We start from the raw sequence: 25,942 nt of genomic DNA, 5'->3' as shown, positions 1-25,942 counted from the left end.
AAAATTATTAGATCAATATTTTTTTAATAAATCAAAAACAACGCGATAAGGTAAATTCAAAATATAAAATATAAAACGAAATAATAACTTTCGCTTATTCATGCCTAATTTATCCAAAACATATCGTATCTGATAATTATATCTATTAATAAATCTAATATAAAAAGGGGCAAAAGGCTTTATATATAAAGAATATACTAAAGAGTCAACTTTAAAAAAACGTTTGAATAGTAAATCACTAGTTGTTCCTCCAAATATAGACCCTGAATGAATTCTATATTTTACAGTATATATATCCATATAATAAATCTTTTCCCCATGCAAAGTTACTTTCAACCACATAGGCCAATCTTCACACATAGAAATATTCTCATCAAATCCATCAAGTTGCTCCCACATTTTTTTACTCATCAACACAGATGGAGCTATGACTAAATTGTTTATACACAAACATTTATACTGATCATATGCTGTAATATTCACATTATCTCTCATTATTAAAGGTAAACTATAAGTATTCTCAACTCTACATTCCTCATCAAAATGGTTTATATAAGCCTGAACTCTAGACTGACAAATTCTAATATAAGGATGCTTAGCTATAAAATACATATAATTCTCTATACAATTCTCATACAAACAATCATCTGCCGCAATGCACTTAATCCATTCTCCCTGTGCCTCTTGATATCCTCTATTACAATTAGCGGACACTCCTGTATTATGAGGAGTAATAATAAGCTTAGTTCTTATAAAGCCATGTTTGTTTACATCAAGCCAATCTTGACAAAGAACAACAGTATTATCTTTAGAACAATCATCTGTTATTATCAATTCAAGATTTTTATAAGTCTGCTGTTTGATACTCTCTAATGTTTCTAAAATATATTTAGAAGAATTATATGTAATAACAACTATTGATACTAATGGATAATAATCACTCATGACAAATAATTTACTTATTTTTTAATCTTATAAACTTCAATCTTTTATTCAAATGAAATAAGCAAAACAAACTACACATAAAAGTTGACAAACCCATAAACACATAAGAAAAAAAAGTATCATTCAAAAAGCTAAATAAGAAAGTTAGTGAAATGAATATTATAAGCACAGCAAGTATTTTATATGTATTAGTACTAAGTTCAAACTCATACAATCGTTTAGTTATAATATTATAGAGCCCTCCCCAAAGAATATAAGTAATACACAATGATATACCCATCCCCATAAGTCCCCAAATAAAATAGCTTATCATACCTAATACCAACGACATTAAATTTCCCATAACTCCTTCAAGCCAAAAAAAAGTTTTTCTATCCCCTTTTGCAAAAGATATATATCCTAGTGGAAAAGCAAATGCTTTAAAAAACAAACCAATCCCCATCCATCTAATCAAAGAAATAATGCCCATAAATTCCTTCGTTAACAGTACTTCTATAACCAATGGGGCTAATAAAATCAGAAAGCAACACAAAGGAGCCATTAAAAAAAGTACCACTTCTATTTGTTGGTTTACCATTTCTTTCACTTTAACATTATCCTGAGATATAGCAGCCAAACGAGGGAAATAATCTAATCCCATTGCCGTAAAAACAATTCCAATATATTGATTAGTAATGGAATTAGCAGCTTGATACATACCAACATCATTTAAAGAGCCATACCTTCCTATATAGGTATTAAGTATATAATTTGCTAAAGTTCCTAATAGAGATGCAATCATTAAAGTAATACCCAATAATAACATTTTTTTAATTAACGGAGAATGTTCTTTCCATTTAAATATTATACTTTTAATGGTAAGCTTATAACTTGTATATCTGTAAAAAAGAAAATTTACAAGAGAAAGAACAATCATAGCTGGAACTATTGCATCATATCCAAACCAATAATATAAAGGGACTCCCACAAAAAGCCCTGTAAAAGACCCTATAATAGAAGCATACGCTAGTTTCTTAATAGCCCTATATCCTTGAAGAATAGATAATTCTCCATTAGACATTGTAGTAAAAAACACCGCAATAGATAATAAAATAAAATACCAATAGTAATCTACATTGCCGAAAGTTATATTACTCAAGAAACGGCTAAATAAAATGGTAAAGAGCGCCCCTATTATTGCTGTTATTCTAAGTAGAGCACGAGCTATTGATATAACAAGTAGCAATTTTTCTTCTTTACCTGTTTCTTTTGCCTTTGATATTTCTTTTACAATTGATAAATTTAGTCCTAAAGAACTAAATTGCTGAATTGTATTCATAGAAGACATCATTAATGAAGATATTCCCATACCCTCTGGCCCAAGAAATAATGCAACAAGTTTTCCTCTTATAAGATTAACTAAAATTGCAAAAAATTGAGTACCGCCAAAAATAGCAGTACCTTTCATTATCGATTTATATGAATTTGAATTTGTAGACATTAAATTATTATCTTGAGGCATGGAGCATTATCAAACATAAAAGTTTGTGTATCATCTTTCGAAACTAAAACCATTTTTTCTTTATTCATCCCCAACAATGCACCGTACTTACCTAATGAGCCTTTACTTGTTATTTGATGTTTACACATACTTATAAGAAATAAGTCTATATATCCTTTTTCTGAACCATTTTGAACAACCTTATACTCTATTTTAACAGGGATAATAGGTAAAAGTTCTTGCTCTACATAATTTCTATCATCCGAAAAAAAATAAAAGACAGGATCTATAGTTTTTTCCTTGATATATTTTATAGCCTCTACAAAGTAATTAATTGTGACAGGATATCCATAGGCTATGTTATATTCAGCTAAATCTCCTCTTCTAACATGAACAGCAATAGAATTATGATTTTCAATCATTGTACATATATGCTGATTCTCAAAGTCTAATATATCCTTTGAACAAATATGAAATACTTTTTGGAACAAAGGATAATACAAATAAGAAGGATCAGCATAATAACCAGACAATATCCGTGGTGGCAATAAATCAACCCAATTTGTACTTAGTTCATAAGGATAATTACCCACATAATTATAAACTAAAGAATAAAAATGAGATTTAAAAGAAGAAGCAGATTTAAAATTTAGATATGGAAAAGCTTTTAATAAATCAAAATTTCTAACATGAACGCCATTAATATCTTTTCCATTATATTTAAAAAAATCTAATTCGTATTCAACATTAGTTCCTCTTTCTTTAAAAATTTGACCAATTAAATACTGATGCATCTGAGAACAAATTCCTCCATCCATCCGAACTACAATTGTCGGTGAAGCAATCCCTATTTTAATGCATAGTTTATAACTTAAATGAAATAGTAATCTGATCAAAGACTTAAATTTTTCCTTTACCATATTTATTTCATTTTATAAACATTAATGGTATCAACAACCTCTTTTACCTCTTCCATAGTCATTACAGGGCTCATTGGTAAGCTTAACTCTTCATCATGTATCTGTTCAGTGATAGGAAATGAAAGATCATTCCATTCTTTATAGCACTCTTGTTTGTGCGGAGGAATGGGATAATGAATAATTGTTTGAATTCCATTATCTACTAAGTATTGCTGCAATTCATCTCTGGATTTACATCGTATCGTAAATATATGAAACACATGAGCATCCCAATCCTTCACTACCGGAACTGTTATTAATGAATTCTTTATATTCTCAATATAATATTTAGCAACTGCTTTACGCAATATTACATCCTCATCCAAATGTTTCAACTTCACATCTAAAACAGCAGCTTGAATTTCATCCAAACGACTATTACGACCAATATATTTAAATACATATTTACGAGTAGAACCATAATTGGCAACAGCACGAATAATTGTCGCTAATTCTTCATCATTGGTTGTAACTGCACCCGCATCTCCAAAAGCTCCTAAATTCTTTCCCGGATAAAAGCTATGACCTGCCGCATCTCCAAGTGAACCAGTCTTTCGACCATTGTACTTACATCCATGAGCTTGTGCATTATCTTCAATTAGCTTCAAATTATATCTCTTACAAAGATCTCCTATTTTTTCAGTATACGCACATTGTCCATATAAATGCACTATTAAAATAGCCTTAGTGCGTTCTGTTATAACTGCTTCTATTTTATTTTCATCTATCTGATAAGTGGTAATATCCGGCTCTACTAATACTGGTTTCAGTCCATTTTCCGAAATTGCTAAAATCGATGCTATATAAGTATTAGCCGGTACAATTACTTCATCACCCGGTTTCATTATACCCATTTCTATATAAGCCCGAAATATCCAAATTAATGCATCCAATCCATTTGCACACCCTATTGTATATTTAGTACCTATATATGCAGAATAGTTTGCTTCAAACCGCTCATTCTCTGAACCTTGTAAATACCATCCAGAGTCTACAACACGATTCACTGCTTCATGTATTTCATCAGCATATTTAGCTGTTATCTTTTGTAAATCTAAGAATTTTATCATAATAAATCTAGTATATGTGTATTTCCTTCTTTATCTTTATAATTAATATCCAGTAAAACACCCTCTTTGGTTACATATCCTTGGTGTTTTGCCGGATTTCCAAACCACACTGTGTAAGGAGGTATATCTTTTGTTATCACACTTCCTGCTCCTATAAAAGCATATTCCCCTATAGAATGCCCCGCTATAATTGTACTATTGGCACCGATAGAAGCACCTTTTTTGATTATTGTCCGAGCAAATGATTGAGGATAAACTTTTGACCGTGGAACTAAATCATTGGTAAAAGTTACATTAGGACCAATGAAGACATTATCTTCAATCTCAACACCATCCCATATTTGCACACCTGACTTGACTGTTACATTATTTCCAATTATAACATCATTCTCAATCAACACATTAGCACAAATATTACAGTTATCCCCAATTCTGGCTTGAGGAAACACAACACAAAATTGCCATATATTTGTCTCATTACCAATATTCTGAGACATTACATCTGATAGAGGATGGATTCTTGCCATTAATCTTTTTTGTATCTTATAAATTTATCATAATCTCTAATATAATCGTTCTCATCATATTTATGTGAAGCTAAAACCAAACATACCGACCCTGACGAAAAATCATCTAATGTTCTCCAGATTCCCGGAACAATATACAAGCCTTGATATGGACGATTCAATAAAAAAGTTCGTTTAACATTACCATCATCCAATGTTACTGTAAAACTTCCACTGGCAGCAATAATGAGTTGGCTAAGTTCTTTATGAGCATGTCCTCCACGACTTTCACCCCCCGGCACATCATAAAGATAATATGTACGTTTTACTTCAAAAGGAACTGTTTTTCCATTTTCAACCACTGTTATATTCCCTTTCTCATGATGATGTTTATCCAACTCAATCATCGTACAATCATAGACACTACTTTGCTTCATTTCTTCATGCTCTTAAATTGTTCATAATCATATATATAATCAGAAAGAGTATATGGAGTGGATGATAATACAAGAGCCAAAGAATTCGTTGAAAAATTATCCATACACCGCCACAAGCCCTTGGGAACATATAATCCATAGTACGACCGATTCAATGAGAAAATCTTTTGCTCTACCCCATCATCCAGCATCACATCAAAACTACCGGATAGAGCTACAATAAACTCCTGATTTTCTTTATATGCATGTCCTCCTCTGGCTTCTCCCCCAGGTACATCGTAAATCCAATAAGCACGTTCTATTTTAAAAGGAATATGGTTATTTTCTTCTATAAAAGACAAATTACCTCTTCTATCCAAGAACTTTGGAAGATTTATAATATGTGCATCCATCATATAATTAATCAGTTGTTACATTATTAATAGCTTTCTTTCTCTCAATCACTTTATCCATATACATATGCATCCCTGTCCAGGCTGCTACATCCACAATAAATAACAGTGTATTATCAATATAGCTAACTAAGAGGATATTACTTAAACTAAACAAAAAAGAAATGAACAAAATAGTTATCATCGCTTTTCTGACAGTAAATCCCATGGCAAGAAATTTATGATGAATATGCGTTTTGTCCGGCAAAAAAGGACTTTTACCATTACGCACTCTGCGGATGACAACGCGAATTACATCCAGACATGGAACCAGTAATACGCTGAATGCAACCAATATGGCACCATTATAATTGAAATTCATCATTACATATTGGTTCATTGTATATTTAATTGTCAGAAAACTGAGAATAAAACCTAAAGTCAAACTGCCGGTATCTCCCATGAATATCTTTTTGCCACGCTCTGCCTGACCAAATACATTGTAATAAAAGAAAGGAAGTAACACACCGATAGTAGTAAAGGCTAAAAGGCTGTATAGCCAAAGTCCATTATATATAAATAAATTACCATATACAAACAGGGCGACAATGCTAAGCCCGGAAGCCAAACCGTCTATACCATCAATTAAATTGATGGCGTTTGTAATAAATACAACTAGCAAAATAGACAAGGGTACTCCGATGTATACAGAAATGGAATAAATACCAAACATCCCATAAAAATCATTCACATATAAACCTGCCAATGGGAACATAGCTGCCGCAAAAATCTGTACCAGAAACTTCTGACGCCAGCGTACTCCTACTAAATCATCGGCAATACCGACAATGAAAAGCAGGGTCAAACCGCTACACAACAATAAAAGTTCCGGAAATTGAGTGGTACCATCCATCCAGAAAAACCATCCCGCCTTCTTGCATAATGCTACCAAAAATGTAACAGCAAAAAGTATGGTGGGGAAAAAGCAAACTCCGCCCAAGCGCGAAATGGGACGTCTATGAACCTTTCTTCCATCAGGAAGATCAAACAATCCTTTCCTTCTCGAAATGATGATAATATTGGGAATAATAATACGTGCCAAACTGATAGCCAGCACGAAGCCTATTAAGATTATTACCAAATGATCCATCATAATTCAAATTATAAAACCAAAGAATAAGTATTCTCACTACGAGATAAATCATAATTCAAGCAACAGATATGATAATACCTACCATTACCCCATCTTTGCGAAATTACGTCCATTCTTTTAGTTTTTGTGTCTAGTTATTAAGTCTTTCTATATATCCTATGGGCATCTCTACACAAGCAAATCCCAACGCTGCAATGCGAACGGCAACCTTGGTCTTCCCGTCTACAGTAACCAACTCTCCTTGTAGTCCCGATAAAGGTCCTTTTATTACCTGCACTTTTTCACCGGGTATCAAAGAAGGATCGTTGAGCGAAATAGTACTGTCCGAATAATCGAGCATAAACCGAAATCGCTCCATTTGTTCATCGGGTATGACCAACGGCACACTTTCGCCACGATTCACCATATACCGATTCACCGAATATAATTCAAGCACTTTCTTCCGTTCCAAAGCATCTACATGAACAAATACAATCATAGGAATCAATACCCTGGATATTTTTTTCCGGCGGTCACTCCATTGATGTATTTCTTCTTGTATCGGAAGAAAATTTTCAATTCCCATAGTGTTTAGGCGAGCACTTGTTTTCTTCTCGTGATAAAGGCGAACGTACACAGCCAACCACTGCTTTGGGTAGGCTTCGCCGTTACCTGTCACAATAGCAGGTAAATCAAGCGCTTCTTTTTCTGAATTCATAAAACTCATAATTAGCATTTTAGTACATATCTATTATCATAAATTTAATAATAGACACATCCATGATACTAAGACAATGCAAATATAGCGTAATACTGCGTAATAAAACAGTTTTTTTTAATTATTTATCCTATTTTTTCCGCATATCAGCAATCATATTCAAAAAAAATATTTTGCAAATGAATTAACATTATCTATGTTAGATAGATACTTATGTTTAACAGAATTAAATGTAAATTGTTTCGGCTGTATCCTATTATCACTGCTACCCCTCCGGATTATATCAAAAAGAAGACCGGCTAACTCATTTCAAGTTAATCGGCCTTCTACTATTTTTTTTAAGATAAATACCATTGATACATCTTATGCACCCCTTCCTCAATATCAATCCGATGGTGCCACCCCAATGCGTGCAGTTTACTCACATCAGTCAGTTTTCTCATGGTACCATCCGGCTTGGTCGAATCAAAAATCACCTTGCCCTGATACTTCGTTTCCTTCACTATCAAATCGGCCAGGGCAGCAATGGTGATTTCTTTGCCTGTGCCAACATTGATATGGCAGTTCCGAACATCCTTTGTGCCTTTCTGATAAGTATCTTCAAAATTGACATGTTCCATTATGTAGACACTGGCATCCGCCATTTCCTCACTCCACAAAAATTCGCGAAGCGGTTTACCGGTTCCCCACAACACGACCGATGGTCCGGTGATACCGTATTTATGTAAAACAGACAGTATTTCACCCTCGCTTGCAGTTCCATCTACGCCCTCTACCGGTCGAAGACTCAGGTCTTTACGTATGGCTCCCCAATCAGACTCATTCAAACATTTAGCCAAATGAATTTTACGAATCATAGCAGGCAGAACATGGCTGTTTTCAAGATGGAAGTTGTCATTCGGTCCATACAAATTGGTAGGCATCACTGCGATATAATTTGTTCCATATTGAAGATTAAAACTTTCACACATTTTCAATCCGGCTATCTTGGCTATGGCGTATGGCTCATTAGTATATTCCAACGGAGAAGTCAGCAACGCATTTTCTTTCATGGGTTGTTCTGCATCGCGGGGATAAATACAGGTACTACCCAAGAAGAGCAATTTCTTCACTCCGTGACGAAAACTCTCTCCTATCACATTCTGCTGAATCTGCAGATTCTGATAGATAAAATCAGCCCGATATAGGCTGTTCGCCATAATGCCTCCCACATGAGCTGCTGCCAAAATAACATATTCGGGCTGTTCTCTGTCAAAAAAGGTTTTTACAGCAACTCCATCAAGCAAATCCAATTCTTTATGAGAACAACCTACTAAGTTAGTATATCCTTTCTTCTGTAAATTATTCCATATAGCGGAACCCACCAATCCATGATGGCCTGCCACATATATCTTGGCCGTTTTCTCCATTATTTCCCGATTTGCTCCTTCAAATACAATTTTTTCACAAATTTCATATCATGCTGCACCATAATCTTCACCAGCTCCGGAAAAGAAGTTTTACGTGGATTCCACCCCAGCATTGTTTTCGCTTTGGTGGGGTCGCCCAACAACTGCTCTACTTCGGCCGGACGGAAATACTTGGGATCAACAGCCACCAATTCTCTGCCTGTGTTCACATCGATTCCTTTTTCTTCCACCCCTTTTCCTTCCCAACGCAGTTCTATACCGACTTCCTTAAATGCCAATGTACAGAATTCACGCACCGTATGGTACTCTCCGGTTGCTATCACAAAATCTTCCGGTGTCTCATGTTGAAGAATCAGCCACATACATTCCACATAATCTTTGGCATATCCCCAGTCGCGCAAGGAATCGAGATTTCCCAAATACAATTTATCCTGAAAGCCTTGAGCAATACGAGAGGCTGCCAACGTTATTTTACGTGTCACGAAATTCTCTCCGCGACGTTCGCTTTCATGGTTAAACAAGATGCCGTTCACGGCAAACATTCCGTAGCTTTCACGATAGTTCTTTGTAATCCAAAAACCATACTGTTTGGCAACTCCGTATGGAGAACGCGGATAAAACGGAGTTGTCTCTTTTTGAGGCACCTCCTGCACCAGTCCGAACAATTCGGAAGTAGAAGCCTGATAAATCTTGGTCTTTTTTTCCAGCCCCAAGATACGAACTGCTTCCAGCATACGCAATGTGCCTATCGCATCAGCTTCAGCAGTATATTCGGGAACATCAAAGCTTACTTTTACATGGCTTTGCGCTGCCAGATTATATATCTCATCCGGTCGGACAGCCTGAATGATTCGAATTAAAGAACTGCTGTCTGTCATATCTCCCCAATGTAAATTTATCAGACGGCTCTTCTTCATATCTCGCACCCACTCATCAAGATAAAGATGCTCAATACGCCCTGTGTTAAACGAAGAAGAACGGCGCAAAATACCGTGTACCTCATAGCCTTTGTCAATCAAAAACTCTGCCAGGAATGAGCCGTCCTGCCCTGTAATACCTGAAATCAATGCTACCTTTTTCATGCTTATAAAAATTTATTTAGTTTCTTTTCTCTAAAAAGAATAATTTAGTCATTCAGCTGAAAATTCCTTAATACGCTGTTCCTCACTCAGTCTGCAAATAAGAAGTGTGTCGTCTTTTTCCGCTACGATATATCCGTCAAGCCCTTGCACCACCACCTTTTTCTCCTGCGTGGTATGGATAACACAATTCCGTGTCTCATATAATTTTATATTTTGCCCTATCTGTGTATTATTATGAGCATCTTTAGGCAAATTTCCGTGTAAGGAGCCCCATGTGCCTAAATCACTCCATCCAAAGTCGGAAGGGAAAACAAATATCTCATCCGCCTTTTCCATAATGGCATAATCGACAGAAATGTTTTCACACAGCGGAAAATTTTGATTAATCATTTCCTGTTCCTGTTCCGTATAATAGTAAGGAAGTAATCTTTCGAAAATTTTCGAAATGGCCGGTTGATACACCCGCAATGCGTTTACAACCGTACTCACATTCCATACAAAAATACCGGCATTCCAAAAGAAATTATTTTTCTTGATATATCTCTCAGCTGTCTCCAAATCGGGCTTTTCTTTAAACGAATACACTCGATACACTTCTTTGTTGGAAGTGGAAGGTATAGTTAAATCTGCCTCTATATATCCATATCCTGTTTCGGGACGGGTGGGTTTCATACCCAAAGTCAGAATTGCATCCGAATCGGCAGTGAACTTCATAGCAGCGTCTATCACCCGTTGAAATTCGGTTACATCCATCACAATATGGTCACTGGGTGTCACCACCATGTTGGCTTTGGGATTACGCGCCTTTATTTTCCAGCTCACATAAGCAATGCAGGGAGCCGTATTGCGACGGCAGGGCTCACGCAAAATATGGTCATCTGCTATTTCAGGCAATTGTTCCTTTACCGTTTCTGCATACTTCTCTGAAGTAACCACCCAAACATTTTCAGGCGGACAAATACCTTTAAAACGCTCTGCCGTTAATTGAATTAATGTACGTCCACAACCTAATACATCTATAAATTGTTTAGGATAATCGGGGGTGCTCATCGGCCAAAATCGGCTGCCTACGCCTCCTGCCATAATAACGAGGTGATTATTCTTAATATTCATACACTTTCATTTTACATTGTATAAATGCAAAGATAACCATTATTTTCAGAAAAAGACATTGTATATTAATTTATATACTCTATATTTGCATGAAATCAACAAATTTCTGTCTACGGACAATTATAAAATTTACCATAATGAAAGGAATTGTATTGGCCGGCGGTTCAGGCACACGCCTTTACCCCATAACGAAAGGAGTTTCCAAACAACTGCTCCCTGTATTTGACAAACCGATGATATATTATCCCATATCTGTGTTAATGTTGGCAGGCATCAGGGAGATATTAATCATCTCAACCCCGTATGACTTACCTAGCTTTCAACGGTTATTAGGTGACGGAAGTGATTTTGGAGTTCGTTTCGAATATGCAGAACAACCATCTCCCGACGGTTTGGCACAAGCTTTTATCATCGGTGAAAAATTTATCGGGGATGATTCAGTATGCCTTGTTTTGGGAGATAACATATTCCATGGAAACGGACTTTCTGCTTTACTGAGAGAAGCTGTACACTCAGCCGAATGTGATAACAAAGCAACAGTATTCGGATATTGGGTAAGTGACCCTGAAAGATATGGAGTAGCAGAGTTTGATAAAGAAGGAAACTGCCTGTCCATTGAGGAAAAACCGGCTCAACCCAAATCCAATTATGCCGTGGTAGGGCTGTATTTCTACCCCAATAAGGTCGTAACAATTGCCAAAAACATCAAGCCATCGGCACGCGGAGAGTTGGAAATCACAACCGTAAATCAATGCTTTTTGCAGGAGAAAGAGTTAAAAGTACAAACACTGGGACGTGGATTTGCATGGTTGGACACAGGCACCCACGATTCTTTGGCAGAAGCAAGTACTTACATAGAAGTCATTGAAAAGCGCCAGGGCTTAAAAGTGGCTTGCCTGGAAGGTATAGCATTAAGAAAAGGCTGGATTTCGACAGAAAAGATGCGCGAACTGGCTCAACCGATGCTTAAGAACCAATATGGACAATACTTACTTAAAGTAATTAGAGAATTAGATAAATAATGGAAGTTATAAAAACAGCAATAGACGGGGTTCTTATTTTAGAGCCCCGCATTTTTAAGGATGCAAGAGGTTACTTTTTTGAAAGTTTTTCTTCTCGCGAGTTTGAAGAGAAGGTGTGTAAAACCACTTTCGTGCAAGACAATGAGAGTTTTTCCGGATATGGTGTCGTGCGAGGATTACATTTTCAGAAACCTCCTTTTACGCAAAGTAAAATAGTACGTGTCATAAAAGGTTCTGTACTGGATGTGGCAGTGGATATCCGCAAAGGTTCTCCAACATTCGGACAACATGTGGCAGTGGAATTAACCGGAGAAAACCATCGGCAGTTATTTATACCAAGAGGATTTGCTCATGGCTTTGCCGTACTTAGTGATGAGGTCTTATTCCAATATAAATGCGATAACTTTTATGCTCCGCAAAGCGAAGGAGGTATTGCATGGAATGATCCTGATTTGAATATTGACTGGCGTATTCCGAAAGATAAAATCATTTTATCAGAAAAAGATAAAATGCACCCTACTCTAAAAGAACACAAAACTGTCTTTAAGTACAATTAATCTTATATAAACAGTAAGAGACTACCCAAAAGTATATTACGTTATTTTTTACTCTATCATTCTGAGCACAACAAAGAATCCGTAAACTATCAATGAATATATTCAGATTCTTCACACTACTCATAATGATAAAATAACCGAGGGATATTCAGTAAATCCTATAAAATTAGCCAACTAACTCATACTTAAAGTCTTGCGAATTAGTTGGCTTTTTTGTATCTTTAGTTAGGGATATTTCTGAATATTCCTAACCGATTTTTTGGGTAATCTCTTTTTATTTTAACCTTTCAATCCTTATTTCAATATATTAGCAATAGACGCCGCTGTTAATCCTAATGAACCTATAGATGAAGCTATTCCCAAAATTGTTTGGAAATTCATTCTTCCGTTCTTATCTTTTATCGGTACAATAATCTCGCACCCCGGCTCAATCATATTTCGCCCCGAACCTTTGACTTTGGCAACCTGACCGTTCATATAAATGATAAATGCTCTGCTCTTACGGGCATTGTTTGCAAATCCACCGGCCTGACTAATATAGTATTTCACTGATTTATTATCTTTATAGGCTACGGTATTAGGCAACATCACCGCACCGTTTATCTTTACAGTATTACTCAACTCAGGAACAACCAACTTATCACCGGCACGAAGCACCACATCCGCACTGGAACCCGGATTCTTCATTGCCAATTCCAAATCAATACCCACCGAATAAACACTGTCCAAATCCAACTTCAATGAGTCCATATTGGCTTGTCCCATTTCACGGCGCATCATCTTAAACACATCTTCCATACGCTTCAGCTCCTCATCATTCGCCTGACGAATCAGCTTGGCACCTTTCACATAAGCAAAAGGAGTTACACCACCGGCCTTTTTTACCAAATCAGAAAGACGTTCACTTTTATTGGTCAGTGCATAAGTACCGTCATAAAGCACCTCACCCGTAATGTCTACATTGGCCTGTTCCTGATAACCCGGACTTCTTCTGACATACACCTGATCATAAGGCTGCAACACAAAACCGGGCTCACCATCAATTACAAATCCATCCTTCAAAGAGAAAGAATACATTTTACCAATAGTAGAAGAAACATCCGTACTCTTATTGTCCTTGATACGGCGTGAGACATCCACACGAACGGTAGAAGCCGACTCTTTCAAGCCACCTGCCTGAATAATGATATCTTCCAGCGTCGTGTTGTCGGCGTACGGCAACTCCCCGGGACGGGCTACTTCACCAAACACTGTAATTACACCCATATCCTGCAAATCGTGGATACTGGGAATATATAGAACATCATTCTTCTGTAAAGGAATATCGGGGATAGTGCCATCGAGCACCTTCTTTATGTCGACAGAAATCACCTCACGTGTCAAATTATCACGCTCACGATGTAACACGGCACGGGCAGTAAACGCATCTCCCATCAAACCGTCTGCTTTTTCCACCAACTGGCGAACCGTATTCAATGAGCCTCCAAACTGATAGATTCCCGGACGGTAGACCGCACCCTTAATCTCCAGCTTATTTTCAAAACGATTCAAGATAGCCTCAGCCGTTACCTTGTCACCATCTTTCACCGGGAAGACTGAATAATCGATATCATCAATCGTATATACTTGATATTCTCTGCCATTCTGACGAATCATACGCAAGGCACGGGTGTATGCATCTCCCGAAAAGCCACCGGCATACTTAAGCAGGGTCTTTACATTTTCGCCATCCTTCATTTCGTATTTCATGGGGCGTTTTACATTTCCTTCAATCGTCACCAAGGCTTGATAAGGAGGCACAATGACAACATCCCCCTCCTGCAGACGAATGTCATCAGTGGCTTTGCCACGCATAATAAAATCGTACACATCGATTGTAGCAATAGGCTTACCGCCACGAACTAACTGAATGGCACGCAAACTACCAATATCATTTACTCCGCCTGCACGGTAAAGAGCATGGAAAACAGAAGAAAAAGAAGAAAGCGCATAAGTACCCGGAGTCAGTACCTCTCCCATCACATTTACCTGAATGGTGCGACTGTCTCCCAGTGTCACCTTTATCTGTGAAACAGGTTTTTCACTGTCTATGCCGGCATAAATCCGGTTCAGCTCCTTGCGTAAATAATCCGTTGCCTCGCTCACCGTCATGCCGTTCAGATACACCAAACCAATATCTTCTATATTAATGTATCCATCAGGAGAAATATTATCGCGTATGGTAGCTTGATTAGTTCCCCAAATATCTATAATCACTTCGTCTCCGGGCCCCAAATGATAATCCACCGGAGTAGCCAGATTCACACTAGGCTCAAATGTCAAATTCTTGGTATTGAAAATATCACGTCCGAAGACCTTTTTCTCTTTCTTCTCTTCTTCTTCCTGCAAATAAAGGATCGTGTTATTGTCATATACAATATTTCCATCTCTATCAATGGTATAGGTACCCATCTCCTTGGGTTCCAACGGTTCTGTCGTTACATATTTATAAACAGGAACTTCTTTTTTCTCCGAAGAATCATCAAAATTAAAATTTTTATCGATGTAATCACTGCCGTCCTTTCCGTCTTCCTTTTCCTTAACCCCGTTCTTGGTACGACTGCGCCCTTTCGTGTTGTCTAAAGTAGAAGACGATGAGTTTTTTCCATTCTTCTTTTGCTGTTCGTACAGTAATTTGACACGTTCCGCCTGTTCCTTGGTCACTCCCCTACGAGCAAGCTCCGTACTAATCTGCTGCTGGCTTTTACCTTGCAACAAACCATTCTGCACATATTCCACCACTTGCTTATCGGTCATACCACCCCCCATCTGCGCAACAGAAGTGACAGACAGGCAAATTAATAGCAATACAAATGTTACTATTTTTCTCATCATAAATCCTTCAATAGTTCTTTTAATTTATTTTTTCGACTAGTTTAGTATAAACTCCGCAAAAGTAAGCAATCTTTTTGATATAAGCATTAAAATATTGCTAATAAAAAAGTATGTATCATACTTCATTATAAAATCGTTATCTTCAGTTATCATATCAAAAAACTCAAGAGAGAGCAACAAAACAGCCAAGACAGTTTTCATAAACAAGGGTGACTACTTTTGAAAACAATAGAAACATCTTTTTTGTTTCTCCGGATAATCCAATTATTCATCCCCCTCTCCTTTGGATAAAAATCTTGCTTTTGTCCTAAAAAGGATAATTTATTTCCCCGATAATATCCTCACTGACGATAATATCAACAAAAAAACGACTTATGTTCCCAAAATTAATCGATTTATATTGCTTAATACCAATATTTTTCCTTATTTTTGCCAAACATAATAAAGAATGATATGAAAAAGAGAATATTGATTCTGGACGACAAAGAAACAATAGCAAAAGTACTGTCTATTTATTTAATGGCTGAATATGACTGCATTTGGTTGCAGGACGGAGTTCAAGGAATGAAATGGCTACAAGAAGGGAATCTGCCGGACTTAATAATTTCAGACATACGCATGCCGGAAATGAGAGGAGACGATTTTCTGGAATGGATTAAGGCTAACGAACTGTTCAAGCACATTCCCGTCATTATGCTGAGCAGCGAAGACAGCACCACCGAACGAATAAGACTACTCGAAATAGGTGCGGAAGACTATATCGTAAAGCCCTTTAACCCGATGGAACTTAAGATCAGAGTAAAAAAGATAATCGAATAGGTTATGACAACTAATCTGCTTTATATAGGAAAAAGCAAGTCTTTTTTGACTCAATTCGGAAAGTTGGAAGATGTGCAATTAATTTATGCCAAAGACCATAAAGATGCCATTACCATTTGTATCAACCTTAAAACGAGAGAGAATATTATCATCCTCTATGAACAGGGTAACTTGAAGGAGGATGTGGAAAACATCACTCTTTTCAGGAAAAAATTCTATCAGGGTTATGTAGTGCTGGTCACCGGCGGCTTAAAAAAAGAAGAAAGCGCTGCGTATCTGAAAAGCGGAATCAACGATACAATCAGTCCCAATATTTCAAAAGAAGAGCTGATTCAGAAGATTGACTTAATAAATAAAAGACAAGAGTTGCTCTACATCAGCAACAGAAAGAAAAAAGTGGTAAAGCGTTTCATACTGCCTCGGTGGAAACGCTTTTTTGACATCACTTTTGCCGGTATAGCGCTCATCGTTCTGTCACCGGTCTTCCTTATTATATCATTGGCAATTAGATTGGAAAGCAAAGGTCCTGTTATTTATAAAGCAAAAAGAGTAGGAACGAATTACAACATCTTTGACTTTCTGAAGTTTCGCTCCATGTATAATAACGCGGATAAGCATCTGAAGGAACTGACAGACTTAAACCAATATAAATCTGAAGATGGCACCGCTACCGAGCCCAAAGGATTCTCTGATGATGACCTGGATGGTTTTCTAATTGGAGATGACGGCGTTATACTGGTTTCTGATGACTTTATCATCCCTGAAGAAGTGTTCGCATCCAAACGCAATAGTGAACAGGACCAACCGTTTGTAAAAATAGAAAAAGACCCTCGTGTCACAAGAGTAGGACGCTTCCTACGTAAATACAGCTTGGACGAACTACCACAACTTATCAATATATTGAAGGGAGATATGTCTGTGGTAGGCAACCGGCCTCTTCCTCTCTATGAAGCCGAGCGCTTGACGAACGACGACAGCATAGACAGGTTCATGGCTCCTGCAGGACTGACAGGCTTGTGGCAAGTGGAGAAACGGGGAGACCCTGGGAGGTTGTCTGCCAAAGAACGAAAAGAACTGGACTTGAAATACAGTAAAGAGTTCTCGTTCGGAATGGATATGAAAATTCTACTAAAAACATTTACCGCTTTCATTCAAAAGGGAGATGTATAAACAATAATAAAAAATGATTTAAAGGGGAAAAGACATTTTATGAAACAACTATATGCTATTATCATTCTCATATTTCTGTTTGCAGGCTATGCCAAATCTCAGGAAACACACGGAACACAGCAATCTGTCACAACACAGGATGAAGTAAATTCAAGTATAAATATAGATATAGCCAAAATCAAATTACCTCCACTGAGTGTGTTATACGAAAATGCACGCAGCACTCCAAGCATCGAAATTCTGGAAAAAGAGAAACAATTACAAAAAAAATTGTTAGCTAAAGAAAAAAGAAGCTGGATGAGTCTTTTTAATGCTTTCGGAAATGTTTCGCACGGCATTGCCGATAATATCGGCTCGTCTACCGACCCTACCACTCCTTTAATTTATCGTTATACGGGAACAGAACAGACTTCGTGGAGTGTGGGAGGTTCTGTCACACTACCGCTCGAAACGTTATTCGACCTACCTGGCAAAATAAAACGACAACGCATTCAGGTAGATATCGCAGAATTGAGAAAACAACAGGCATATGAGGAATTAAAAATACAAATAGCCCATCTGTATGTCCAGATTTTATCGAATATCGAAACCTTACAACGTTCGGCAGAACACCTTGCTTTATATAAAGGTGCATCTGCCATTGCCGAACAGGAATACAGAAACAGACGCACGACAATAGATGCGGTAGCCCAAACGAAAGAAAAAGAATTTGGAGCCAATCAGGGGTTTGCATCTCTGCGCTCGACTATCAATGACCAATTGTTAATGCTCGAAATTATTTCTCATACACCAATTCTTACCATTCAGGAAGAGTTAAGTGTCACCGAAGGAATTGACAAAAATGAAAATACTGAACTGAAATAATATGGAATTATTCAAATATATAGTAAGATTTTTCTATCGCATTCGCTGGTGGATGGTTATCTTTCCGTGTATTGCCGGTGTTATAGCATGGTTTATGACCCGAGACCTTGAAAAGACATACGATGTAAAAACAACTATTTTTACAGGGATTATTTCAGGATACAATGTAGATGTTACCGACTCCCGCAATGCAGGAGTACATCTGAGCAATCTGATGAACATCATCACAACCGAACGTACCTTGAAGATTGTCTCTCTCAAGTTGCTTGCCCGTTGCCTTGTATATGGGGATGCCGAGAAGAATACAAGCTACATCTCGGCAGAACACTATCAACAGTTAGTGGGTAGCGTTCCCAGAGAGATGAGAGCGCTCATCGACAAGCAGAATGAGGAAAAAACTTACAATAAGCTGGTTGCTTTTGAAAGGCCGTCTGTTAATAATTTTATTTACAGATTACTTAACTATACGCATCCTTACTTTAGCATACCGCTTCTTTCTCAGAATATCAAAGTGGCCAGATTGGGTAACAGTGATATGATAGAAATAGCATACAGTTCCAATGATCCCGGAATTGCTTACAATACACTTGATATATTGAATGAGGAGTTTGTCAAACAATATCATGAACTGCGATATGGAGAGACCGATAATGTTATTAAGTTTTTTCAGGAAGAGCTGGCTCGACTAGGTAAAATGCTGACCTCTGCCGAGGACTCTTTAATAGAATACAACATTGAACACCGTATCATCAACTACGGCGAACAAACCAAACAGGTGGCGGGAATGGATGCCAGTTATCAGATGATGGATAATGACTTGCTCATCACTTACTCCACCAGTAAAGCGTTAATTGATTTTTATGAATATAAACTGGGAGATATTGCCAAAGCAATCCGTACTAATAACCTATTCTTAAACAAACTTCAGCAAATATCACAATTAAATACAAAAATCTCTACTATGGAGATTACTCCCGACCAAAAAAATCAACAAGTACTGGAAAATGAGAAGGGGGTGCTTAATGATGCAGAGAAAAGTATTAATGACATTGCAATGCAATTGAGTGCCGAATCAGCTTCAACCAACAATGTACCATACGAAACCTTGATAAGTCAATGGCTGGAGCAGGTCGTATTGATGGAAAAGACAAAAGCACAGATGGATACCCGCGATATCATGAGAGAAAAGATAGACCGGGATTTCCTGTACTTCTCTCCTATCGGTGCTACACTCGGACGTAAAGAACGGCACATCGGCTTCGTGGAAAGTAATTATATGTCAACAATGGGGGCATTGAATGCCGCTATCTTACGCCAAAAGAATCTAGAGATGACTTCGGCCTCACTCAAAATCATGAATCCGCCATTGTTCCCTCTTACTTCTTCTCCCACCAATGCACGGATGATTATACTTTCGTCCATATTGGGTACCTTATTGTTTATCATTGGTTATTTCCTGATTATCGAAATCTTAGACCGTACCCTCAGGGACAAGATACGCACACAACGCATCACCGGAAGTACTGTTATCGGGGCTTATCCCAAAGACAGCGCCCTACGATACAGAAGGTATAATAAGGCAATAGACGAAATGGCCATCAAGCAGTTAAGTACTAGTCTGCTACCCCATCTAAGTGTCAGCAAACAACGAATCATCAACCTACTGAGCACGGAAGAGAAAGATGGCAAGACGCATATAGCATTAGCTCTGGAACAATATTGGACAAGCATCGGACTGGACGTGAGACGCATCACGTATGACGAAGATTTCTTAAGTGAAGACAGCCTGTACGTTCAGGCTAACAACATAAAAGACTTGTGTCCTGACCTTGGAAAAGATGAAATTCTTTTAATAGAATATCCGGTACTAAAGAGTAATCCGATTCCTCCCACACTATTAAATGAGGCTTCTGTCAACCTGATGATTGTACGTGCAAACAGAACATGGAAAGACATTGACCAACTGATGTACAAGCGTTTATTGCAGGCTAAAAATGAGCAAATACCCTTGTTCTTCTACTTGACACAAGCCGGCAGAAATACGGTTGAGGAATTCACCGGACAACTTCCTCCGTATACGAGATTTAAAAATATGGAATACAGACTCTTTCAATTGGGGTTGACTGCTGTTGAATATAACAAGAAATAAATGATAGTTAAGGAATATAACATCTTTGAAAAAGGAATCAATGCAATTGTCGTGACTGTCGGATTATTGCTTTGTATCTGGACTGCCACTACTATGAAAGCGACAGTAGCAACCGCAATCGGTCTGATTCCCTTCCTGCTTACTTTTATTTTTATCTGCATCAAAAGGCCGACTATTCTTCTATGCATCACCTTTATTATCAACTATATTATAATGGGAATCAACCGATATTATCCGATTCCGATTCCCATCACCAATATCTTCGACCTATTATTCGGCATTATGTTGACGCTCATCATACTCAAACAAGTATATACGGATGACGACAACAGAAAGAACGCAATGAATGCTTACACATTCGTCTTGTTAGGATGGCTGTTATACTGTATCATCAATGCAGGAAACGGCATCACGGGAGAGTTATATCCCGAAGCGTGGCTCAGAATATTAAGACCTTGGGCCATCTATCCGTTGCTCACATGTTTCATTCTATCCATACATTGCAACCGCTATTCTTTTCTGCATTATTTTCTGATTCTGTGGGGAATATTCACCTTGTTGGCTGCTGCAAAAGGTTATTGGCAAAAGAACAAAGGATTTGACAGCACCGAACTGGCATGGCTGTGGGCATACGGTGCACGCACTCACTTCATACATTCGGGCATCCGTTATTTCTCGTTTTTTACAGATGCAGCCATATTCGGATCTACTATGGGACTATCATGCACCACCTTTTTCTTGTCGGCACTATACTCCAAAAACCGATACCTCAAGCTATTCTATTTTGTAGTCAGCATGGCAGGATTCTATGGTCTGCTCATTGCCGGAACACGAGCCGCCATTGCCATACCGATAGCAGGATTGGGTGTTTTTCTCTTCTTATCAAAGAACTGGAAAATCGGTATGCTATCATTCCTTTTGCTTGTAGGCGGAGTGGGAATGTTGAAATACACAAAGATTGGAGAAGACAACCGGTTGATACGTCGTATGCGCACTGTCTTCGACTCGAATGACCAATCACTGCTCGTACGTTTCGAAAATCAGAAAGCACTCAAAGCCTATATGTCAGAGATGCCCTTCGGAATAGGAATGGGCGTACAAAACGGAGTCATTTCCCCTCAAAACAAATACTATTTTGTCTCCATCTGTCCTGCCGACTCAAGCCTTGTAGACGTATGGATACAGATGGGCGTAGTGGGTTTGAGTGTTTTTCTGGGCATGCACGCCGTATTATTCATATTGGGTGCGTATATCATACTGTTTCGAATCAGCAACCCCGAAATAAGAGGACCGCTGACAGGTATGTTATGCGGATGTGCAGGCATGCTTGTCGCCTCGTATGCCAACATGGTTTATTTTCAGTTTCCTAACGGAATCCTGATATATTCTTGTTTTACGTTTATCTTTCTGGGCCCTCATTTAGACAGATTATATACCAAAGAACATGAACAGCGCACAACCTGACATATCAGTTATAACTGTCAATTACAACGGTTATCATGACACTTGCGAATTCATTGATTCATGGGTGAACACCGTCACGTCTGTCCCCTATGAAATCATTGTCGTAGACAATGGCTCAACCGCCAATGAAGGGCTCTTGCTGCAACAGAAATATCCTTCCGTCCATGTCATACGAAGCGAACAGAATCTAGGTTTTGCAGGCGGCAATAATCTGGGTATAAAAAGTGCCAAAGGAAACTATCTTTTCTTATTGAACAATGACACCCTTATTGTAAAAGATACTGTATACCTGTTAATCAAACGCCTGCTCTCCTCAAAAGGTATTGCCGGTATTTCCCCGTTAATACTTAATTACACGGAGCCGCACACCATCCAATTTGCAGGATATACTCCTCTGTCCTCCATTACACTCCGAAACCGTACTATAGGTAGAGGAAGCCGAGACAAAAGCTGTTATCCGGCAAGGAAGACATCTTACCTGCATGGTGCTGCCATGCTCCTCAAAAAGCAGGTTATAGACCAGATAGGACTTATACCGGAAGAGTATTTCTTGTATTACGAAGAACTGGAGTGGTGCACCCGCATGACTGCGGAAGGATATGAACTTTGGTACGATCCGGCTTTTGAAATATGGCATAAAGACGGCAGTTCCAGCGGAAAAGGGAGCCCCTTGCAATGTTATTATTTAAGTAGAAACAGATTATTATATGCATATCGCAACCTTCCCGGTTGGAGACTGTATCTTGCTTTACTCTACCAACTGGTCATTGTATGTCCTAAAAACATCATCACAGCATGGAGCAAAGGGCAAAAAAAAGCAGCCAAAGCACATCGGGAAGGCACAAAAGCATTTTTCAAACTTAGAAACAAAGACAAACAGCTATGATATTTATTGGATATTTAGATTTAGTATTATTCGCATTATGCGCTTTCACTGTTGTCTATCTGCTGATATATGCCATAGCAGCAACAGTCAAACGCACAGACAAATATTCCGAATCGAGAATAAAACATCGTTTCGCCATTCTCATCCCTGCCTACAAGGATGATGAATACGTCTTTTATGCCATCCGGTCTTTTCTGCAGCAAGACTATCCCATCGACTGTTTTGACATCATCGTCATTTCCGACCATTTGAAATCGGAAACCAACCGACAGTTGGCCCAACTACCCATCATATTATTAAAAGCCAACTTTAAGAAAAGCTCCAAGACCAAATCCATTAAAGCAGCTATGTCACAACTCGCAGACAGCCAATACGACATTGCCCTACTGATGAATGCCGACAATGTGGTAGAGAAAAATTTCCTGAACGAAATAAACAATACTTATGCAAGCGGTTCTAATGCCATACAAAGTCACCGAATACACTAAGACAGACCCAACAACATCATTGTTTTGGACGCAGTAGCAGATGAAATCAATAATTCCATTCTGCGGGCCGGTCATGTCACCTTCGGGTTATCCGCCTCACTCAATGGCTCCGGAACAGCCATTGACTTCAACTGGCTTAAAGAAAACATCAGAAAGTTGAGCGATGAAGATGATGAAAAGACCATTGAATCATTACTGCTAAGAGAGCGAATCTATGTGGAATACCTGAACCAAACCCGCGTATACGCCCTCAAAGATGGTGGAAAGAAACGGTTCTATGCCCAACGCAACAGTTGGATAAAAGCACAATATTATTCCCTGTTTACCAACATAGGCAACCTGCCCCATGCCATTTTCAGCGGAAATTTCGATTATGCCGACCGCATCCTGCAATGGTTCATTTTCCCGCGCACTATTTTGTTGGGAATCATCCTGCTCTTTGGCACAATAATGGTATTTTTTGACTGGGTAGCCTGTGTTAAATGGTGGCTATTACTCTTCTGCTTGTTGTTCACAATGGCTTTGGCAATCCCTAACTACCTAGTAGACGATAAGTTCAACAAAGCGATGAAAGCCATTCCGGTCATGGCTGCAGGAATGATTGTCAACTTCCTTTTCGGGAAAAAGAAAAAGTAAATCAATATGCTGTCGGGAGCGATACATATCATTGAATTTGTACTATATATCTATTTTGCCGTCTGCGTAGGATATATAGTTATCTTCTCTGTTGCGTCTTGTTTCTTCAAGTCACAACAATATCCCCAAAGCCATGATTTCAAACGCTTTGCCATACTCATACCCGCTTATAAGGAAGATAATGTAATCCTTGACTGCATCCATTCCGTATTACAGCAAACATACCCTGAACAGCTATATGACGTCATTGTCGTCTCTGACGGAATGGACGATGCAACCAACCATCTGCTCTATCTGGAGTCACGCATCACTTTATTGAAGATACAGGAACAAGAAAGTTCCAAAGCCAAAGCTTTACGCCTAGCAACAGAACATATATCCTACCTCCGATATGATTATGTCATCATATTGGATGCTGACAACCTCATTCCAACCGATTATTTATACGAACTGAACAAAGCGGTATCCCAAGGCGCAAAAGCCATACAAACACATCGAAAAGCCAAAAACCTGAACTCTGATACAGCCATACTGGATGCAGTCATAGAAGAAATGAACAACACCATATTCAGAAAAGGACACATCCAATTAGGATTCTCCTCAGCACTCATCGGCTCGGGAATGGTCTTTGATTTCCAATGGTTTAAGCAAAATATCATACATACACACAGTGCCGGTGAGGATAAAGAATTAGAAGAACTGTTACTCAGCCAAGGCATCCACATAGAATATGCCGATAGCATAGAGACCTTGGATGAAAAGGTACAAAAAGCAGACAGCATGCGCCACCAACGCCGCCGCTGGATGGCTACTCAACTGTTCCTTGCTCTCAAAATGGGAAGTAACCTGCCTTCAGCCCTCCTACATGGGAATCGGGATTATCTATTAAAAACAATTCAGACATTTATCCTTCCGCGCAGTATCCTTATAGCAGTACTGAGTACCATCTCACTCATTTGTAGTATCATTTCCCCGTTTTCGTCCGTCAAATGGTGGATTTTATTTATATTGCTGACTCTATCACTATACATTGCCATCCCCCCCGACATGAGACATAAATATGCAGGCAAAATAATAAAACAACTACCTTATTTTACAATCATTATGACACTTAATTTATTTCATTTAAAAGGAATGGCAAATAAATTTATTCATACGCAACATGGACAGTTATGAATCTAAAGAATTATCTACATAAAAATCCCAAGTTAAAGAAACGGATTCATCGATTCATCATGCATCCGGTGAAAACGCGCCCCTATTGGTGGATACGGATACTGCAACCTATCTATATTAAAAAAGGAAAAGGGGCGGTAATCTATCGCAGTGTCCGAAAAGACCTTCCCCCCTTCCACCAATTCCGGTTAGGTAAATATTCTGTCATTGAAGATTACTCCTGCCTGAACAATGCCGTAGGAGATATCATCATCGGCGATTATTGCCGAATCGGACTGAGCAATACGGTTATCGGCCCTATCCAAATAGACAACGGAGTCAATATTTCTCAAAATGTGGTCCTCATCGGCTTGAACCATAACTATCGCGACATCACCAAAAACATCATCGAACAAGGCATCACCACCTCTCCTATCCATATAGGAGAACATACCATTATCGGAGCCAACGTGATTATACTGCCCGGTGTAAACATTGGGAAACACTGCTTTATCGGTGCCGGCTGTGTGGTAACTAAAGACATCCCTGATTACTGCGTCACGGTGGGCAATCCGGCACGTATCATCAAGCGGTTTAATCCACAAACACAAATGTGGGAAAAAGTCAACTGAGCAA

At 38.4% G+C, this 25,942-nt stretch carries 25 protein-coding genes; 12 read left to right on the top strand and 13 right to left on the bottom strand.

The annotated features are described in order from the left end of the window. Positions 1-12 precede the first annotated feature (12 nt). The 12 genes from HMPREF1534_RS15145 to HMPREF1534_RS15200 form a co-directional block, all read right to left on the bottom strand. Entirely contained in the window at positions 13-945 is a 933-nt protein-coding gene (locus HMPREF1534_RS15145) for a glycosyltransferase family 2 protein (RefSeq protein ID WP_005937292.1), read from the bottom strand. 10 nt (positions 946-955) lie between these two features. Continuing rightward, positions 956-2,392, bottom strand: coding sequence for an O-antigen translocase (locus HMPREF1534_RS15150; RefSeq protein WP_005937289.1), 1,437 nt, complete (start codon positions 2,390-2,392; stop codon positions 956-958). Positions 2,393-2,424: 32 nt separating this feature from the next. After that, a complete protein-coding gene (locus tag HMPREF1534_RS15155) occupies positions 2,425-3,345 on the bottom strand; it encodes an alpha-1,2-fucosyltransferase (RefSeq protein WP_005937286.1) in 921 nt (306 codons plus the stop codon). Between the two features lie 2 nt (positions 3,346-3,347). Further along, complete coding sequence (locus tag HMPREF1534_RS15160; protein WP_005937283.1) at positions 3,348-4,454, bottom strand: DegT/DnrJ/EryC1/StrS family aminotransferase; 1,107 nt, start codon at positions 4,452-4,454, stop codon at positions 3,348-3,350. Further along, positions 4,451-4,981 carry an acyltransferase gene (locus tag HMPREF1534_RS15165; RefSeq protein WP_005937280.1) on the bottom strand — a complete coding sequence of 177 codons (531 nt, stop codon included), beginning with the start codon at positions 4,979-4,981 and terminating at the stop codon, positions 4,451-4,453. The genes HMPREF1534_RS15160 and HMPREF1534_RS15165 overlap by 4 nt, the downstream gene beginning before the upstream one ends. After that, on the bottom strand, positions 4,981-5,397 hold the full coding sequence (locus HMPREF1534_RS15170) for a sugar 3,4-ketoisomerase (RefSeq protein ID WP_005937277.1): 417 nt from the start codon (positions 5,395-5,397) through the stop codon (positions 4,981-4,983). The genes HMPREF1534_RS15165 and HMPREF1534_RS15170 overlap by 1 nt, the downstream gene beginning before the upstream one ends. Beyond that, a complete protein-coding gene (locus HMPREF1534_RS15175) occupies positions 5,394-5,792 on the bottom strand; it encodes a sugar 3,4-ketoisomerase (RefSeq protein ID WP_005937275.1) in 399 nt (132 codons plus the stop codon). The genes HMPREF1534_RS15170 and HMPREF1534_RS15175 overlap by 4 nt, the downstream gene beginning before the upstream one ends. A 4-nt stretch (positions 5,793-5,796) precedes the next feature. Then, the gene (locus HMPREF1534_RS15180; protein ID WP_018452280.1) at positions 5,797-6,921 is read right to left on the bottom strand and encodes an MraY family glycosyltransferase; all 1,125 of its coding nucleotides are present in this window, start codon (positions 6,919-6,921) and stop codon (positions 5,797-5,799) included. A 130-nt stretch (positions 6,922-7,051) separates the two neighbouring features. Further along, positions 7,052-7,618, bottom strand: a complete 567-nt coding sequence (locus HMPREF1534_RS15185; RefSeq protein ID WP_005937271.1) for a UpxY family transcription antiterminator — start codon at positions 7,616-7,618, stop codon at positions 7,052-7,054. A 338-nt stretch (positions 7,619-7,956) separates the two neighbouring features. Next, positions 7,957-9,027, bottom strand: a complete 1,071-nt coding sequence (locus HMPREF1534_RS15190; RefSeq protein WP_005937267.1) for a GDP-L-fucose synthase family protein — start codon at positions 9,025-9,027, stop codon at positions 7,957-7,959. Further along, a complete protein-coding gene (gene gmd / locus HMPREF1534_RS15195; protein ID WP_005937265.1) occupies positions 9,027-10,109 on the bottom strand; it encodes a GDP-mannose 4,6-dehydratase in 1,083 nt (360 codons plus the stop codon). The genes HMPREF1534_RS15190 and gmd overlap by 1 nt, the downstream gene beginning before the upstream one ends. Positions 10,110-10,157: 48 nt before the next feature. After that, positions 10,158-11,222, bottom strand: a complete 1,065-nt coding sequence (locus HMPREF1534_RS15200) for a mannose-1-phosphate guanylyltransferase (protein ID WP_005937262.1) — start codon at positions 11,220-11,222, stop codon at positions 10,158-10,160. A 137-nt stretch (positions 11,223-11,359) separates the two neighbouring features. Here HMPREF1534_RS15200 and rfbA point away from each other — a divergent pair, with 137 nt between their 5' ends. Together rfbA and rfbC are read left to right on the top strand one after the other, a co-directional pair. Continuing rightward, positions 11,360-12,244: a glucose-1-phosphate thymidylyltransferase RfbA gene (gene rfbA / locus HMPREF1534_RS15205; RefSeq protein ID WP_005937259.1), complete on the top strand. Its 885-nt coding sequence runs from the start codon at positions 11,360-11,362 to the stop codon at positions 12,242-12,244. Beyond that, complete coding sequence (rfbC, locus tag HMPREF1534_RS15210) at positions 12,244-12,801, top strand: dTDP-4-dehydrorhamnose 3,5-epimerase (protein WP_005937256.1); 558 nt, start codon at positions 12,244-12,246, stop codon at positions 12,799-12,801. The genes rfbA and rfbC overlap by 1 nt, the downstream gene beginning before the upstream one ends. Before the next feature lie 294 nt (positions 12,802-13,095). Here the strand turns inward: rfbC and HMPREF1534_RS15215 are convergent, their stop codons facing one another. Further along, entirely contained in the window at positions 13,096-15,675 is a 2,580-nt protein-coding gene (locus tag HMPREF1534_RS15215) for an SLBB domain-containing protein (RefSeq protein WP_005937253.1), read from the bottom strand. 453 nt (positions 15,676-16,128) lie between these two features. On the opposite strand from HMPREF1534_RS15215, the gene HMPREF1534_RS15220 reads away from it, so the two are divergent. Genes HMPREF1534_RS15220 through HMPREF1534_RS15265 form a run of 10 tightly spaced genes read left to right on the top strand, consistent with a single transcriptional unit; the run spans position 16,129 to position 25,938 of the window. After that, the gene (locus HMPREF1534_RS15220; RefSeq protein ID WP_005937250.1) at positions 16,129-16,494 is read left to right on the top strand and encodes a response regulator transcription factor; all 366 of its coding nucleotides are present in this window, start codon (positions 16,129-16,131) and stop codon (positions 16,492-16,494) included. Between the two features lie 3 nt (positions 16,495-16,497). Further along, complete coding sequence (locus HMPREF1534_RS15225; protein ID WP_005937247.1) at positions 16,498-17,664, top strand: sugar transferase; 1,167 nt, start codon at positions 16,498-16,500, stop codon at positions 17,662-17,664. A gap of 39 nt (positions 17,665-17,703) precedes the next feature. After that, positions 17,704-18,528 (top strand): TolC family protein, encoded by an 825-nt coding sequence (locus tag HMPREF1534_RS15230; protein ID WP_005937244.1) that lies wholly within the window; start codon positions 17,704-17,706, stop codon positions 18,526-18,528. Position 18,529: 1 nt separating this feature from the next. Further along, on the top strand, positions 18,530-20,677 hold the full coding sequence (locus HMPREF1534_RS15235; RefSeq protein WP_005937242.1) for a GumC family protein: 2,148 nt from the start codon (positions 18,530-18,532) through the stop codon (positions 20,675-20,677). After that, positions 20,678-22,141 carry an O-antigen ligase family protein gene (locus HMPREF1534_RS15240; RefSeq protein WP_005937239.1) on the top strand — a complete coding sequence of 488 codons (1,464 nt, stop codon included), beginning with the start codon at positions 20,678-20,680 and terminating at the stop codon, positions 22,139-22,141. It begins immediately after the preceding gene. Beyond that, positions 22,122-23,027 carry a glycosyltransferase family 2 protein gene (locus tag HMPREF1534_RS15245; RefSeq protein ID WP_005937236.1) on the top strand — a complete coding sequence of 302 codons (906 nt, stop codon included), beginning with the start codon at positions 22,122-22,124 and terminating at the stop codon, positions 23,025-23,027. The genes HMPREF1534_RS15240 and HMPREF1534_RS15245 overlap by 20 nt, the downstream gene beginning before the upstream one ends. After that, the gene (locus tag HMPREF1534_RS20860) at positions 23,024-23,515 is read left to right on the top strand and encodes a glycosyltransferase family 2 protein (protein ID WP_005937232.1); all 492 of its coding nucleotides are present in this window, start codon (positions 23,024-23,026) and stop codon (positions 23,513-23,515) included. The genes HMPREF1534_RS15245 and HMPREF1534_RS20860 overlap by 4 nt, the downstream gene beginning before the upstream one ends. 24 nt (positions 23,516-23,539) lie before the next feature. Next, entirely contained in the window at positions 23,540-24,151 is a 612-nt protein-coding gene (locus HMPREF1534_RS20855; RefSeq protein WP_005937229.1) for a glycosyltransferase family 2 protein, read from the top strand. 6 nt (positions 24,152-24,157) lie between these two features. After that, a complete protein-coding gene (locus HMPREF1534_RS15260; protein WP_005937226.1) occupies positions 24,158-25,327 on the top strand; it encodes a glycosyltransferase family 2 protein in 1,170 nt (389 codons plus the stop codon). Further along, positions 25,324-25,938 (top strand): acyltransferase, encoded by a 615-nt coding sequence (locus HMPREF1534_RS15265; protein ID WP_005937223.1) that lies wholly within the window; start codon positions 25,324-25,326, stop codon positions 25,936-25,938. The genes HMPREF1534_RS15260 and HMPREF1534_RS15265 overlap by 4 nt, the downstream gene beginning before the upstream one ends. Positions 25,939-25,942 lie beyond the last annotated feature (4 nt).

Source organism: Phocaeicola massiliensis B84634 = Timone 84634 = DSM 17679 = JCM 13223 (assembly GCF_000382445.1).
In the GTDB taxonomy this organism is placed as follows: Bacteria; Bacteroidota; Bacteroidia; order Bacteroidales; family Bacteroidaceae; genus Phocaeicola; species Phocaeicola massiliensis.
This window is presented reverse-complemented; position numbering and strand designations above follow the sequence as displayed.